The 15355-nt window shown below is 63.8% G+C and carries 11 protein-coding genes; 1 reads left to right on the forward strand and 10 read right to left on the reverse strand.

What is annotated here, in order from left to right; all coding sequences use genetic code 11:
* Window positions 1-11 precede the first annotated feature (11 nt).
* Window positions 12-527: a DUF4124 domain-containing protein gene (locus tag BSY238_RS06675; RefSeq protein ID WP_069038446.1), complete on the forward strand. Its 516-nt coding sequence runs from the start codon at window positions 12-14 to the stop codon at window positions 525-527.
* 624 nt (window positions 528-1151) lie between these two features.
* On the opposite strand, the gene BSY238_RS06680 is transcribed toward BSY238_RS06675, so the two are convergent.
* From BSY238_RS06680 to BSY238_RS06725, 10 genes are all read right to left on the reverse strand, one after another.
* Window positions 1152-2618 (reverse strand): glutamate synthase subunit beta, encoded by a 1467-nt coding sequence (locus BSY238_RS06680; protein WP_069038447.1) that lies wholly within the window; start codon window positions 2616-2618, stop codon window positions 1152-1154.
* A 14-nt stretch (window positions 2619-2632) separates the two neighbouring features.
* Window positions 2633-7300 (reverse strand): glutamate synthase-related protein, encoded by a 4668-nt coding sequence (locus BSY238_RS06685; protein WP_069038448.1) that lies wholly within the window; start codon window positions 7298-7300, stop codon window positions 2633-2635.
* Between the two features lie 301 nt (window positions 7301-7601).
* Entirely contained in the window at window positions 7602-8723 is a 1122-nt protein-coding gene (locus tag BSY238_RS06690; protein WP_069038449.1) for a deoxyguanosinetriphosphate triphosphohydrolase, read from the reverse strand.
* Window positions 8716-9804 carry a 3-dehydroquinate synthase gene (gene aroB, locus BSY238_RS06695; protein ID WP_069038450.1) on the reverse strand — a complete coding sequence of 363 codons (1089 nt, stop codon included), beginning with the start codon at window positions 9802-9804 and terminating at the stop codon, window positions 8716-8718. Before aroB ends, BSY238_RS06690 begins: the two co-directional genes overlap by 8 nt.
* A complete protein-coding gene (locus tag BSY238_RS06700) occupies window positions 9792-10319 on the reverse strand; it encodes a shikimate kinase (RefSeq protein WP_069038451.1) in 528 nt (175 codons plus the stop codon). The genes aroB and BSY238_RS06700 overlap by 13 nt, the downstream gene beginning before the upstream one ends.
* Before the next feature lie 77 nt (window positions 10320-10396).
* The gene (locus BSY238_RS06705) at window positions 10397-12517 is read right to left on the reverse strand and encodes a type IV pilus secretin PilQ (RefSeq protein ID WP_069038452.1); all 2121 of its coding nucleotides are present in this window, start codon (window positions 12515-12517) and stop codon (window positions 10397-10399) included.
* On the reverse strand, window positions 12514-13041 hold the full coding sequence (locus tag BSY238_RS06710; protein ID WP_069038453.1) for a pilus assembly protein PilP: 528 nt from the start codon (window positions 13039-13041) through the stop codon (window positions 12514-12516). The genes BSY238_RS06705 and BSY238_RS06710 overlap by 4 nt, the downstream gene beginning before the upstream one ends.
* Window positions 13038-13706: a type 4a pilus biogenesis protein PilO gene (locus BSY238_RS06715; RefSeq protein ID WP_069038454.1), complete on the reverse strand. Its 669-nt coding sequence runs from the start codon at window positions 13704-13706 to the stop codon at window positions 13038-13040. Before BSY238_RS06715 ends, BSY238_RS06710 begins: the two co-directional genes overlap by 4 nt.
* Complete coding sequence (locus tag BSY238_RS06720; RefSeq protein ID WP_069038455.1) at window positions 13703-14278, reverse strand: PilN domain-containing protein; 576 nt, start codon at window positions 14276-14278, stop codon at window positions 13703-13705. The genes BSY238_RS06715 and BSY238_RS06720 overlap by 4 nt, the downstream gene beginning before the upstream one ends.
* Window positions 14275-15354, reverse strand: coding sequence for a pilus assembly protein PilM (locus tag BSY238_RS06725; protein ID WP_223300301.1), 1080 nt, complete (start codon window positions 15352-15354; stop codon window positions 14275-14277). Before BSY238_RS06725 ends, BSY238_RS06720 begins: the two co-directional genes overlap by 4 nt.
* Between the last annotated feature and the right edge of the window lies 1 nt (window position 15355).

Raw genomic sequence — 15355 nt, forward strand, 5'->3', positions numbered from 1 at the left:
GTACTTACGACATGAGATACGTATCGCTTTACATCGCCGCGCTGATTTCTTTCAGCACGATCGCGACCGCCGACACGGTGCATCGCTGGAAGGACGAGAACGGCGTGATCAACTACGGCTACACGCCGCCGGCCGGCGTGCGCTCGACGCCGGTGCCGACGGTGGATCCGCTGAAAGTGACGCGGCCGCCGGGCGCGACGGCCGATGTACAGGCTGCGCCCGTGTCACCGGCGAATCTTGATCGAAGCGCGGTACGCGATGAAGTCGAACAGGCGCTGCGCCAGCAGTCAGCCAACCAGGCCGCGGAAGCCCGCGAGCAGGAAGAAAACGCCCGCCTCGCGGCGCGAAAGCGCTGTGAAGCGCAGCGCAGGGTGGATTGCGACGATCCGGCGGTGCTCGACGACAGTCTGTACGGCGTGCCGCCACGCATCGTGCGGCGCCATTTCCCGACCCAGCCGCTGTACCCGCCGATCCGCCCCCCCGCGCAACCGGCCGAGCGGCCCATGTTGATGCGGAAGTTGCCGTAACGAGAAGCGTCGTGCGTCCATGTCGCAAGCGTCTGCCAAGGCTGGATGCCGGGGTACCGGCTTTTCGTGGGCGTGGCGTTAGTGTGAGAGCGGCGGCGTGTGGGAGAGCCTCGCCGCGATCATGCAGCGATTACCGTTGATCGACGCGCCGATCGTGGCGGGGCCGCCACTCCCACAAATCCCTGCGTTTAAAGCCTCGCTGTGGTCACCGGAGGAACGCTGCGCCTGTGGGAGCGGCGGCCTCGCCGCGATCTTTCCGCGATGGTCGCAGATCGAAGTGAGGATCGTGGCGGGGCCGCCGCTCCCACAAGTGCCGCGCCCAGATCCCTTTTCACCCGCAGGGCGAAAAGGGACGGGCGAGCGATCAGCGTGGCAGGGTCGACGAGCCCATCAGGAATTGATCCACTTCTCGGTCGCATTGACGACCCTCTCCACGCCGGCCGGTCGGCCGGCGTCCCTTTTCGCCCGCAGGGCGATCCGGGAAGGGCGAGCGATCAGCGTGGTAGGGTCGACTCACCCATGAGGAAGGCATCAACTTCGCGGGCGCACTGACGACGTTCGCCACGCCGGCCGGTCGGCCGGCGTCCCTTTTCGCCCGCAGGGCGATCCGGGAAGGGCGGGCAATCAGCGTGGCAGGGTCGATGAACCCATCAGGAACTGGTCTACTTCGCGGGCGCACTGACGACCTTCACGGATCGCCCACACGACGAGCGACTGGCCGCGACGCATGTCGCCGGCGGCGAACACCTTGGGCACGCTGGTCGCGTAGCAGCCGTCACCGTCGGTCGTGGCCCTGGCGTTGCCACGGCTGTCCTTCTCGACGCCGAAGCTGTCGAGGATGCTGGCGGCCGGGCTGACGAAACCCATCGCAAGCAGCACGAGATCGGCGTCCATCAGGGTTTCCGAGCCGGGCACTTCCTGCATGCGGCCGTCTTTCCACTCGACGCGCACGGCCTTGAGCTTCTTGACCTTGCCGTTCTCGCCGATGAATTCCTTGGTCGCGACCGCCCAGTCACGCTCGCAGCCTTCTTCGTGGCTCGAGGATGTACGCAGCTTGACCGGCCAGTACGGCCACACCAGCGGCTTGTTTTCGGTTTCCGGCGGCTGCGGCAGCAGTTCGAACTGGCTGACGCTGGCTGCGCCGTGGCGGTTCGACGTGCCGACGCAGTCCGAACCGGTGTCGCCGCCGCCGATCACGACCACGTGCTTGCCGGTTGCCATGATCTGGTTCGGTACGGTGTCGCCGGCGACCACGCGGTTCTGCAGCGGCAGGAAGTCCATCGCGAAATGCACGCCATCGAGGTCGCGCCCCGGCACCGGCAGATCGCGCGGCTGCTCGGCACCGCCGGCCAGCACGACGGCGTCGAACTCGGCGTTCAACTGCGCCGGGCTGATGACGGTTGCGGCGTCGCTGTGCACCGGCGAACCTTCAGGCAGATCACCGATGCGCACGCCGGTGCGGAAGGTGACGCCCTCGGCTTCCATCTGCGCGACGCGACGGTCGATGTGCGACTTTTCCATCTTGAAGTCGGGGATGCCGTAACGCAGCAGGCCGCCGACGCGATTGTTCTTCTCGAACACGGTCACGTCGTGACCGACACGCGCCAGTTGCTGCGCCACCGCCAGACCCGCCGGGCCGGAACCCACGACAGCCACCTTCCTGCCGGTCTTGACGGCCGGCGGCTGCGGCACGACCCAGCCCATTTCCCAGGCCTTGTCGATGATGGCGTGCTCGATCGACTTGATGCCCACCGCGTCGCTGTTGATGGTCAGCGTACAGGCGGCTTCGCACGGCGCCGGGCAGATGCGGCCGGTGAATTCCGGGAAGTTGTTGGTCGAATGCAGCACATCGATCGCCTGCTTCCAGTCCTGGCGATACACCAGGTCATTGAAGTCGGGAATGATGTTGTTGACCGGGCAGCCGCTGTTGCAGAACGGGATGCCGCAATCCATGCAGCGTGCCCCCTGAACCTTGGCTTCTTCGTCGCTCAGGTGGAGCACGAATTCGCGGTAGTTGTGGACGCGCTCGGCGACCGGCAGCGACGCCTCGGACAGGCGCTGGAATTCAAGAAAACCGGTGGACTTTCCCATGACTCGTGTTCCTGTTACTTGGCCAGGGCTGCGCTCGGCGCTTCCGCCTTGGCAGCCATTTCGCGCAGCGCGCGACGGTATTCGATCGGCATCACCTTGACGAACTTCGCGCGCCACTGCGCCCAGTTGTCGAGCACGTCGCGCGCGCGCGCCGAGCCGGTGAAGTGCAGGTGACGGGTGACCAGGCGACGGATGATCTCTTCGTCGCACATGTCGACATGATTCACCACCGCGCGACCGATGACGTCGACGTCGGCGTCGTCCGCCAGATCACCGCTCAGTGAGTCGATCTCGACCATCGACATGTTGCAGCGTTTCGCGAAGCTGCCGTCCTCGTCGAGCACGTAGGCCACGCCGCCCGACATGCCGGCGGCGAAGTTGCGGCCGGTCTGGCCGAGCACGACCACGGTGCCGCCGGTCATGTATTCGCAGCCGTGGTCACCGGTGCCTTCGACCACCGCGATGGCGCCCGAATTGCGCACCGCGAAGCGTTCGCCGGCCACGCCGCGGAAGTAGCACTCGCCTTCGATCGCGCCGTACAGCACGGTGTTGCCGACGATGATGTTCTGTTCGGCCTTGCCGCGGAACGCATCGCTCGGCTTGATGATGATGCGACCGCCCGACAGGCCCTTGGCGACGTAGTCGTTGCCCTGTCCGGTCAGTTCCAGCGTGATGCCGCGTGCGATGAAGGCACCGAAGCTCTGGCCTGCGGTACCGGACAGCTTCACCGTGATGGTGCCGTCGGGCAGGCCGGCATGGCCGTACCGGCTGGCCACCGCATGCGACAGCATCGTGCCGGCGGTACGGTTCACATTGGTGATCGGCGATTCGATGACCACCGGCTTGCCGGTTTCGATGGCGTCCTTCGCCTTGGCGATCAGCGCATGGTCGAGCGCGCGGTCGATGCCGTGGTCCTGCGTTTCCGAATGGCAGCGCGACACTTCGGCCGGCACCGGCGGCATGAAGAAGATGCGCGAGAAATCGAGCCCGCGTGCCTTCCAGTGTTCGATGCCGGCACGCGTGTCGAGCAGGTCGGCGCGGCCGATCAGGTCTTCGAACTTGCGGATGCCCATCGACGCCATCAATTCGCGCACCTCTTCGGCTACGAAGAAGAAGAAATTGACGACGTGTTCCGGCTGGCCGGTGAATTTCTTGCGCAGCACCGGATCCTGGGTCGCGACGCCGACCGGGCAGGTATTCAGATGGCACTTGCGCATCATGATGCAGCCTTCGACGACCAGCGGCGCGGTGGCGAAACCAAATTCGTCGGCACCGAGCAGCGCGCCGATCAGCACGTCGCGACCGGTCTTCATCTGGCCGTCGGCCTGCACGCGGATGCGGCCGCGCAGGCGGTTCAGCACCAGGGTCTGCTGGGTTTCGGCCAGGCCGAGTTCCCACGGCGTACCGCAGTGCTTGATCGACGAAATCGGGCTGGCACCGGTGCCGCCGTCATGACCGGCGATCACGACGTGGTCGGCCTTGGCCTTCGACACGCCAGCGGCGACAGTGCCGACGCCGATTTCCGACACCAGCTTGACCGACACCGACGCCTGCGGGTTCGAGTTCTTCAGGTCGTGGATCAGCTGTGCCAGATCTTCGATCGAGTAGATGTCATGGTGCGGCGGCGGCGAAATGAGGCCGACACCCGGCACCGAATGGCGCAGGAAGCCGATGTATTCCGACACCTTGTGGCCAGGCAGCTGACCGCCCTCGCCCGGCTTGGCACCCTGTGCCATCTTGATCTGCAACTGGTCGGCACTGGCCAGGTATTCGGCGGTGACGCCGAAACGGCCGGACGCGACCTGCTTGATCTTCGAGCGCAGCGAATCGCCCTTCTTCAGCGGCAGCGCGACTTCGACGCGCGACGAGCCGATCAGCTTGTCGAGCGTGGTGTCTTCGGTCACCGGCTTGAAGCGGATCGGATCTTCACCGCCCTCGCCGGTATTCGACTTGCCGCCGATGCGGTTCATCGCGATGGCCAGCGTGGTGTGCGCTTCGGTCGAGATGGAGCCGAGCGACATGGCGCCGGTGGCGAAGCGCTTGACGATGTCCGCCGCAGATTCGACTTCCGACAGCGGCACCGGCGGGCCGGCCGGCTTGATGTCGAACAGACCGCGCAGCGTCATGTGACGCTTCGTCTGGTCGTTGATGATCTTCGCGTATTCCTTGTACGTGTCGTACTTGTTGGCGCGCGTCGAATGCTGCAGCTTGGCGATCGCGTCCGGCGTCCACATGTGCTCTTCGCCGCGGACGCGGAAGGCGTATTCGCCGCCGGCATCGAGCGCATTGGCCAGCACCGGGTCATTGCCGAAGGCCAGGGTGTGCGTGCGCAGCGCCTCTTCGGCGACTTCCGCCAGGCCGATGCCTTCGACCTGTGTGGCCGTGCCGGTGAAATAGCGCTTCACGAAGGCCGAATTGAGACCGATGGCTTCGAAGATCTGCGCGCCGCTGTACGACTGGTAGGTCGAAATGCCCATCTTGGACATGACCTTGTTCAGGCCCTTGCCGACCGCCTTGATGAAGCGCTTGGACGCTTCCTTGGTCGACAGCCCGGACGGCAGCTCGTTGGAAATTTCGGCGATGGTATCGAAGGCCAGCCACGGACAGATCGCCTCGGCGCCATAACCGGCGAGCAGTGCGAAGTGATGGGTTTCGCGTGCCGAACCGGTGTCGATGACCAGACCGGTCAGCGTGCGCAGGCCCTTGCGCACCAGATGGTGATGCACGGCCGACGTGGCGAGCAGCGCGGGTACCGCGACGCGCTCGCGCGACACCGCACGGTCGGACAGCAGCACGATGTTGAAGCCGTCGGCGACCGACTTTTCGGCGGCGTTCTGCAGGCGCTGGAGGGTCGCTTCGCAACCGGCGGCGCCATCGGCGGCCGGATAGGTCATGTCGAGCACCAGCGAGCGATACTTGCCGCCGGTCAGACGCTCGATGTCGCGCAGGCGCATCAGGTCCTGGTTGGTCAGCACCGGCTGCGTCAGTTCGAGGCGCGGCGTCAGGCCGTCTTCGTTGTCGGCCACGCCCATCAGGTTCGGACGCGGGCCGATGAAGGACGCGAGCGACATGACGATCTCTTCGCGGATCGGGTCGATCGGCGGATTGGTCACCTGCGCGAACAGCTGCTTGAAGTAGCTGTACAGCGGCTTGTTGCGGTCGGACAGCACCGGCAGCGTCGAGTCGTTGCCCATCGAGCCGACGGCTTCTTCGCCCGCCGAGGCCATCGGCGCGAGAATGAACTTGATGTCTTCCTGCGTGTAGCCGAAGGCCTGCTGCGTATCGAGCAGGGTTTCCGTGCGGCTGTTCGCGTACTCGACCTCTTCCAGCTCGGTCAGGAAGAAGCGCGAATCGGTGATCCACTTGTCGTACGGGTATTCGGTTGACAGCTCGTGCTTGAGCGCGCCGTCTTCGATGATCGCGCCCTTTTCGAGGTCGATCATGAACATCTTGCCCGGCTGCAGGCGCCACTTCTGGATGATGCGTTCGTCCGGAATCGGCAGCACGCCCATTTCGGACGCCATGACGACCATGTCGTCGTCGGTCACCAGGAAGCGCGCCGGGCGCAGGCCGTTGCGGTCGAGCGTGGCGCCGATCTGGCGGCCATCGGTGAAGGCCACGGCGGCCGGGCCGTCCCACGGCTCCATGATCGCGGCGTGGAATTCGTAGAACGCACGGCGCTCTTCGTCCATCAGCGGATTGCCGGCCCAGGCTTCCGGGATCAGCATCATCATGGCGTGGGCGAGCGAGTAGCCGCCCATCACCAGCAGTTCGAGCGCGTTGTCGAACGATGCGGAGTCAGAGCCGCCTTCGACGATCAGCGGCCACAGCTTGTCGAGGTCATCACCCAGCGCGGCCGACTTCATCGACTTCTGGCGCGCCTTCATCCAGTTGATGTTGCCGCGTACGGTGTTGATTTCACCGTTGTGGGCAATCATGCGGAAGGGATGGGCCAGATCCCAGGTCGGGAAGGTATTGGTCGAGAAGCGCTGATGCACGAGGGCCAGCGCCGACATCGCGCGGCTGTCCTGCAGATCGAGGAAGTACTCGCCCACCTGGTTGGCCAGCAGCATGCCCTTGTAAACAATGGTGCGCGACGACAGCGACGGAATGTAGAACTGGCCGACATCGGACAGCTTGAGCGCGCGCACCGCATGTTCGACGCGCTTGCGCACGACGAACAACTTGCGCTCGAAGGCGGTCTGGTCGGCCACGGTGTCCGGGCGTGCGATCAGCACCTGGCGCATCTGCGGCTCCATCGCACGGGCCGCTTCGGCCAGCACGCTGCTGTCGCGCGGCAGGTCGCGCCAGCCGAGGAAGGTCAGGCCCTCTTCATGAATGATGCGCGCCACGACCGATTCACAGGCGGCGGCGCCATTGGCGGATTGCGGCAGGAAAACGGTTCCGCAGGCGTAATCGCCAGCGGCGGGCAGCGTGATGCCGAGTTTGCCGGCCTCGTCGCGCAGCAACGCGTCGGGCAGCTGGATCAGGATGCCCGCACCGTCGCCGAGCATCGGGTCGTAACCGGTGGCACCCCGATGGTCGAGGTTCTTCAGGATCAGCAGACCCTTTTCGATGATGTCGTGCGACGTGCGATTCTTGATGTTCGCAACGAAACCCACACCACATGCATCGTGCTCGTTTTCGGGGTCGTACAGACCTTGAGTATGGGGAAGACCCATTGCATTCGTCCTCGGAACTCGTTTGCCAACCGCGCACGGAACCGGCCCTGCGGCCTGTCGCACTGCGGGAATTCGCACCTCCAAGCCCGTGAAAAAGCCGGCTTCCACGATCATCGCCTGACGGCGGGACGATGTGGGCACCGGCTCGGGTGGCCTGGCCGCTTCAACGCTGAAGCCGCTCCGGGCACTTTTGGGGTGGACGACGGAGTATACGGACATGCACGGCCGCAGACAATACTCGTTCCGCGGTGCATCAAAACGTGACGGGATCTGGCGTGAGGCGCGGCGTGCGGAGGTCGCTTCAGATGTCGCCGACGGCGAACAGCCGGCGATGTTCGCGCATGGCGTAACGGTCGGTCATGCCGGCGATGTAATCGGCGATGGCACGCGCGCGGTCATCCTTCGCCATGGACTGGTACTGCGGCGGCAGCAACTTCGGATCACCGTGGAAAGCGCCGAACAGTTCGGCCACGATGCGTCGCGCCTTGGCCGTCATGCGCAGCACCTGATAATGGCGGTACAGCTCGTCGCGCAGGAAGTGCTTCAGGGTGCGCTGTTCCGCTCGCATCGCGTCACTGTAGGCGACGAGCTCCGGCCCGCCGCGCACGTCCTCGATCGACTCCGGCGCTGCCGCTGCGATGCGCGCACGGGATTCCGCCACCAGATCAACCACTTGCGCATTGATCATGCGCCGGATCGTTTCATGGATCATGCGCCGCCCGGTGATCTGCGGGTACAGCGCGAGCACTTCGCGCCGGTAGCGCGCAAACACCGGCACGTCTTCCAGCTGTTCGAGCGTGATCAGGCCGGAGCGCAGACCGTCGTCGACGTCGTGGTTGTTATAGGCGATTTCATCGGCCAGATTGCAGATCTGCGCCTCGATGGTCGGCTGGGTGCGCTCGATGAAGCGCCGACCCAGATCGCCGAGGTCTCGCGCGCGGGCCGGCGAGCAGTGTTTCAGGATGCCTTCGCGCGTTTCGAACGTGAGGTTCAGCCCGTCGAAGGCGCCGTAGCGCTCCTCCAGCAGATCGACCGTGCGCAGACTCTGCAGGTTGTGCTCGAAACCGCCGTGTTCGCGCATGCACTCGTTCAGTGCGTCCTGGCCGGCGTGGCCGAATGGCGTATGGCCGAGGTCATGCGATAGCGAGATCGCTTCGACCAGGTCCTCATTCACCCGCAGCGCGCGTGCGATCGAGCGGGCGATCTGCGCCACTTCGATGCTGTGCGTCAGCCGCGTCCGGAAGAGGTCACCCTCGTGATTGACGAACACCTGCGTCTTGTATTCAAGGCGGCGGAACGCAGTGCTGTGGATGATGCGGTCGCGGTCGCGCTGGAACTGGCTGCGCTCGGACGGTGCGTCTTCGGCATGCACACGGCCCCGCGAGTTGCCTTCGCATGCGGCGTACGGCGCCAGTTCAGACATCGGCGCAGCACTGTTCGATCGCCGATGCGACGTCGAGCCTTGTCGCCTCACCCCACACCACTGCATCGCCGATGGCGCGCAGCAGCACCAGCCGCAGCTTGCCGGCTTCGACCTTCTTGTCGTGCGACATCAGTTCCAGATAGCGGTCGACGCCCAGGCGCGGGCCGCGCAGCGCCAGGCCGGCGGCTTCGTGAATGCCGCGGATGCGCGCGATATCGGCGTCGCCCAGCCAGCCCAGCCGGCGCGACAGCTCGGCCGCCATCAACGTGCCGGCCGCCACGGCTTCGCCGTGCAGCCATTCGCCGTAGCCCAGACCCGTTTCGATCGCATGGCCGAAGGTGTGACCCAGATTGAGAAGCGCCCGCACACCGGTTTCGGTTTCGTCCTCGATCACCACCTCGGCCTTGTTTCGGCAGGACCGTTCGATGGCAAAAGCCAGTGCGTCGGCGTCGCGCGCCAGCAGCCGCGGCATGTTGATTTCCAGCCAGTCGAAGAATTCGCGGTCGCGAATCAGGCCGTACTTGATCACTTCGGCCAGGCCGGCCTTCAGTTCGCGCTCCGGCAGGGTATCGAGCGTGTCGATGTCGGCCAGCACCAGCTTCGGCTGATGGAAGGCGCCGATCATGTTCTTGCCCAGCGGGTGATTGATGGCGGTCTTGCCGCCGACGCTGGAATCCACCTGCGACAGCAGCGTGGTCGGCACCTGGATGAAGGGCACACCGCGCTGATAGGTGGCCGCGGCGAAACCGACCATGTCGCCGATGACGCCGCCGCCCAGTGCGATTAGCGTGGTCGAACGTTCGACCCGGGCGCCCAGCAGCGCATCGAAAATGAGATTCAGCGTCGGCCAATCCTTGTGCGCCTCGCCATCGGGCAGCACCACCAGCTGATGGGCGACATCGACCGAATCGAGGGCCGCAAGCACGCGCGCGGCGTACAGCGGCGCCACCACCTCATTGCTGATGACGACCGCGCGCTTGCGTTTGAGCACCGACGCAAACAGGTCGCCACGATCGATCAGGCCGCGACCGATATGGATGTCGTAGGCACGCTCATCGAGGGCGACATTCAGGCTGCGCATCGGCTCAGGTATTCCCGTTCAAGTTGACGAACGATGGTCAGGGGACTGCCCAGCCCGCTTTCGACAATGAAATCCGCGACCTCGCGGTACAGTGGATCGCGGATGCCGTGCAGTTCGCGCACCCGGGCACGCGGATCCTGGACCTGCAGCAGCGGCCGGTTGCGGTCGCCGCGCGTACGATGCCAGAGCACGTCGGGCGGCACGTCGAGATAGACAACCCAGCCACCGGCCTGCAGGTGCTTCCGGTTCATCGGGTCGAGTACGGCGCCACCGCCGGTAGCCAGTACCAGCCCCGATTCCTGGGCGAGCGCCTCGATCACCGCGCTTTCGCGCCGGCGAAAGCCCGCTTCACCCTCGATTTCGAAGATGGTCGGAATGCTGACGCCGGTGCGCGCTTCGATCTCGTGATCGCAGTCGACGAAGCGCTTGCGCAGGCGTCGCGCAAGCTGCCGTCCGACCGTGGTTTTGCCGGCGCCCATCAGGCCGACGAGAATGATGTTGTCGCTGTGTTCCACGGGCCGGATTCTAGCAGTGCCGGCCCGCCCCGGCTGACGGCCTCATTTTTGGGGCCGCCCGACCGGTGGATTCAGGATCAGCGCAACGTGAGGTTGTCGCTGACGATGCGCGGTGTCACGAAGATGAGCAGCTCGGCGCGGTTGTCGCGGGTTTCCGTGTTGCGGAACAGGAAGCCGACATACGGCAGGTCGCCGAGGAAGGGTACGCGCGTCTGGCTGCGGCGCTCTTCCTGGGTGTAGATACCGCCAATCACCACCGTGCCGCCATTTTCGACCAGCACATCGGTCTTGACGTGCTTGGTGTCGATGGCCACACCGGCACCGGTGGCCAGCTGGGTGTTCGGCGTGTCCTTGTTGATGTCGAGTGCCATCTGTACGCGTCCGTCCGGCGTGATCTGCGGCTTCACCTTCAGCATCAGGTTGGCCTTGCGGAAGGAAATGCTGGTCGCGCCTGAGCTGGTGGCCTGCTGATACGGAATTTCAACACCCTGTTCGATCAGTGCCTCGTTCTGGTCCGATGTCATGACACGCGGGCTCGAAATCACCTTGCCCTTGCCGTCCTGTTCGAGGGCGGACAATTCCAGATTCAGGAAACGCGTCGCTGCCGAGTTGAACAGCACGAAGGACAGCTGGCCCGGCGAGCGGCCGCTGATGTTCGATGCACGCAGATTGACCCCGAGCGAATCCGTAGTGAAGTTGGGCTGGCTCTGTACCTGACCGGTCTGGAAGCCGGTCGCCAGTGAAGAACCCCCGATGTTCAAACCGGCCCGTCCAAGCTGCACCGATCCGGACTGTGCCTGGTTCAGACCCAGACGCGCGCCCAGGTTCTTGGCGAAGTCTTCGTTCGCTTCGACGATGCGCGCTTCGATCAGCACCTGACGGGTTGCGATATCGAGTTCGCTCAGGATGCGGCGGATGTCCTCAAGGCGGCTGGGGATGTCGGTCACGATCAGCTTGTTGGTGCGCACGTCCATCACGATCGAACCCCGCTTGGACAGGAAACGCTTGTCCTTGTCGTCGGTGATCGCCTTGTGCAGCACATCGGCCTTGTGATAATTCAACTGAAAGGTTTCGGTACGCAGCGGCTCGAGTTCGCTCACCTGCTGCTGGCTTTCCAGAGCAAGCTTTTCCTTGGCCGACAGCTCGTCGCGCGGCGCGATCCAGATCACATTGCCGGTCTTGCGCTTGTCGAGGCCCTTGGCGTCGAGAATGATGTCGAGCGCCTGATCCCACGGCACATCCTTCAGACGCAGGGTGAGCGAACCGCCCACCGTGTCCGACGTGATGATGTTGTTGTCGGTGAAGTCGGCAATGACCTGAAGCACGGAACGGACGTCGATGTTCTGGAAATTCAGCGACAGCTTTTCGCCCTGGTAGCCGGGTTTGCTGCCCTGAACCAGCTTGTTCGGATCTTCGACCAGCCGCTTCACTTCGAGGATGAACTGATTCTCGCTCTGGTAGGCGTTGTGCTCCCACAGGCCGGTCGGCGTCACGGTGAGGCGCGTGTTGGCGCCCGAGCGCACGACTTCCATCTGGGTGATCGGCGTGCCGAAATCGGTCACGTCGTAGCGCTTCAGGAATTCGTCGGCCACCGAAGCGCGCAGGAACTCGACCACCAGCTTGGAACCTTGCTGACGGATGTCGATGCCGGTATTCGGGTCGGACAGTTCGACCACCACGCGGCCTTCGCCATCCTTGCCGCGACGGAACCCCACGTTGCGCAGCATCTGCGCGTCCTGCGACACACCCGGCTCGGCAAAGCGCGACACGTTGTCGGACTGGGCAACTGCCTCGGAACTGGCCGGCATCGCGAGACTGATGTAGAGATCACGCCCGGAAATGCGGGTATTGAACGGCGACAGCTTGTTCAGATTCAGCACCAGACGAGTGCGATCGCCGACTTCGACGATGTTGTAGCTGCGCAGATGCGCCTCATTCACGGTCTGCGAGTTGCGCCCCACGGCATTGCCGGTGGCGGGGAAATCGAACGCCACGCGTGCGGGCGATGCGACGCTGAAGTTGGCCGGAACCGCAGGCAGTTCGGTCTTGGTGGTGACCTTGATCAGCACCTCGCCGCCTTGCTGCGACACCAGAATGGATTCGATGCTGTTGGGCTGGCTCTGGGCAAGCGCCGTAACGGGTATCAGGCTTGCGCCAAGGGCCACGATCAGGCACGCGATCTTGCGGACGAAATTCATTTGTTTGTCTCCTGCTCCAGCAACTGGAGCGTACTGGTACGTTCGACCCATTCGCCGTCCGCGTCCTGAACGATTTCCTTGAGGGTGATGCCGTCATCCGCAATGGCCGTGATGACACCGAAATTCTGACCCATGTAATTCCCTGACCTGACCCGGTGCAATGTCGTGTCGGCCTTGATCAGCGCATACGCGACCTTGCCTTGCTGCAGCACGCCCACCATGGCAAGCGAATCGAGCGGGTACTGTTCGAGTGGTTCCTTGCGGCGATCCAGATCCGGACCCACACCGCCACCGCCGCCACCCTTCTTGCGCTCGGGTTCGATCTTGGCCGCGCTGAACGGGTCGATCAGCGACTCGGTTTCATAGGCGACGATGATCGAAGGCTTGATTTCGGGCAGTGGCTTGACCTGTCCCTTCAGCCCCTGGGTGCTCTGTTCCATCCATGCGCGCAGGTCTTGATGGTCCTCCGAACCGCAGGCCACCAGACCGCTGCACAGCATGGCGAGGGTCAATGCGCGCCTCACTTCTTGTTCCCCTTTTCGCGCTCTGCCTTTTCGCGCTTCACGCGGGCCAGTTCTTCCTCGTCCAGGTAGCGGTAAGTGGTCGCCACCGCATCCATCTTCAACAATCCATCCTTGCCCGACTCGATGCCGATCGAGCCGATCGTTACGATGCGCGACAGCTTGGCCACGTCACCCGCGAAACTGCCGAGATCGTGGTATCCGCCGGTCACCCGCAGCGTGATTGGAAGTTCGGCGTAGAAATCCTTGACCGCTTCGCTGCCCGGACGCCAGATCTCGAACTGCAGGCCACGGCTCAGGCCGGCCTGGCTGATGTCCACCAGCAGCGATTCCATTTCCGCCTTGTTCGGCAGCTGCTTCAGCAGGGCCCCGAAAGACCGGTCGATATCGCTCAACTGCTGCTGATACTGTTCGAGATTGACTGCTTCACCCTTCTTCTGCAGCCACTGCTCCTTGAGCGTCTGCTCTTCGGCGCGCTTCTGTTCCAGTTCCACCATCAGCGGTTCCCACAGGAACCACCAGCCGGCAGCGACTGCGGCGATCAGCAGGCCGAGCAGCACTGCCAGTTTCGGCAGGATCGCCCAGTTGCCGACATCCTTCGGGTCGAGGTTCCTGAAATCATCCCCGATGCGCGACAGATCGATCTTCGGAAGCTGGATGTCCTTCATGTCTTCCTGCCTTTGGCGACGGTTTCGTCCGCGGCCCGCGTGATGTGCAGATCGAGGTTGAATTCGTTCATGCGACGCTTGTCGACGTTCGACCCCTTGATTTCCACCAGTGTCGGCCGCTCGAGCAGGGGCGACGATTCGAGGTTGCGCATCAGGCTGGATACGCGGGCGTTCGACTGCGCGTAACCGATCAGGTTGATCTTTCCACCCTGCTGCGACACCTTCCGGATGTAAACACCTTCCGGCACATTCTTGGCGAGTTCGTTGAACAGGCCGACCGCTTCGGACCGGTTGCCCTGCAAGGACTCGATGACCTGCTTGCGCTGGATCAGCGCGTCGGTCTGCTCGCGCAGACGCTTGATCTCGTCGATCGACTTGTCGAGCACCGCGATCTCGGTCTTGAGGAAGGCGTTCTTTTCATCCTGCGCCGACACGTAACCATTTATCACGCCATTGACCAGACCGACGATGAGTGCGCCGAACAGCAGTGTCGCGCCGGAAAATGCCACGAACTGCTGGCGTCTTGCTTTGCGTTTTTCCTCGCGGTGAGGAAGCAGGTTGATCCGTATCATGCGTCGAACCTCCTCAAGGCGAGGCCGCAGGCGACAAGCAGCGACGGCGCATCCTGACTCAGGCGCTTTGCGGTGACCGCGGAAGACAGCTGCATATCAACAAATGGATTGGCGATGCGTGTTTCCACCTGCGTGCGGTTGGCCACCACTTCATCGAGCCCCGGAATGACTGCGCAGCCTCCAGCGAGCACGATGTGATCGACGCTGTTGTATTGCGTCGAGGTGAAGAAGAACTGAAGCGCGCGTGACACCTCGAGCGCCAGGTTGTCCATGAAGGGGCGCAGCAGATCGTTCTCGAAGTTTTCCGGCAGCGTATTGGTGCGCTTCGCCGCCTCCGCTTCTTCCGGGCTCATGCCGTAGTTGCGCATGATGTCCTGCGTCAGCTGATAACCGCCGAAAGCCTGTTCACGGGAATACACCGGCTGGTCGTTGCGCAGGATGATCACGTTCATCACGTTGGCACCGACATCGACCAGCACGATGTTGGTGTCCTTGCCGCCGTCGGGCAGCTGCTTCTCGACCAGTTCGAATGCCGCCTGTGCGGCGTAGGACTCGACATCAACGACCACCGCGCGCAGGCCGGCCGCTTCGGCGATGGCCACGCGGTCTTCCACCTTTTCCTTGCGCGATGCGGCGATCAGCACCTCGACTTCATCCGGGCTGCCCGGCGCCGGGCCGACCACCTGAAAGTCGAGATTCACTTCATCGAGCTGGAAAGGGATGTACTGATTGGCTTCCGACTCGACCAGCACTTCGAGCTCCTGCTCGCGCTGATTGGCCGGAACGATGATCTTCTTGGTGATGACCGCCGCTGCGGGCAACGCCAGCGCGACATTGCGCGTCGACGTACCCATGCGCTTCCAGGCGCGGCGGACCGCATCGGCCACGTCATCGAGCTTGGCGATGTTGCCATCCACCACCGAATCGCGCGGCAGATTTTCCGTGGCATAGCGCTCGATGCGGTGCTCGCCTTTCGCTGTCCGTGACAGCTCGACCAGCTTGACCGCCGAGGACGACACATCCAACCCCAGTAAAGGGCGCGCTCCCGGGTTAAAAATCGACAGGTCGAAGGCCAAG

It is taken from the genome of Methyloversatilis sp. RAC08, from assembly GCF_001713355.1.
Taxonomy (GTDB): domain Bacteria; phylum Pseudomonadota; class Gammaproteobacteria; order Burkholderiales; family Rhodocyclaceae; genus Methyloversatilis.

What these genes read in the sequence shown, in the direction of transcription:
- BSY238_RS06685 (WP_069038448.1), bottom strand. Translation starts at nt 7,300, where the DNA reads ATGGGTCTTCCCCATACTCAAGGTCTGTACGACCCCGAAAACGAGCAC.
- BSY238_RS06690 (WP_069038449.1), bottom strand. Translation starts at nt 8,723, where the DNA reads ATGTCTGAACTGGCGCCGTACGCCGCATGCGAAGGCAACTCGCGGGGC.
- BSY238_RS06675 (WP_069038446.1), top strand. Translation starts at nt 12, where the DNA reads ATGAGATACGTATCGCTTTACATCGCCGCGCTGATTTCTTTCAGCACG.
- BSY238_RS06715 (WP_069038454.1), bottom strand. Translation starts at nt 13,706, where the DNA reads ATGAAGGACATCCAGCTTCCGAAGATCGATCTGTCGCGCATCGGGGAT.
- aroB (WP_069038450.1), bottom strand. Translation starts at nt 9,804, where the DNA reads ATGCGCAGCCTGAATGTCGCCCTCGATGAGCGTGCCTACGACATCCAT.
- BSY238_RS06680 (WP_069038447.1), bottom strand. Translation starts at nt 2,618, where the DNA reads ATGGGAAAGTCCACCGGTTTTCTTGAATTCCAGCGCCTGTCCGAGGCG.
- BSY238_RS06705 (WP_069038452.1), bottom strand. Translation starts at nt 12,517, where the DNA reads ATGAATTTCGTCCGCAAGATCGCGTGCCTGATCGTGGCCCTTGGCGCA.
- BSY238_RS06720 (WP_069038455.1), bottom strand. Translation starts at nt 14,278, where the DNA reads ATGATACGGATCAACCTGCTTCCTCACCGCGAGGAAAAACGCAAAGCA.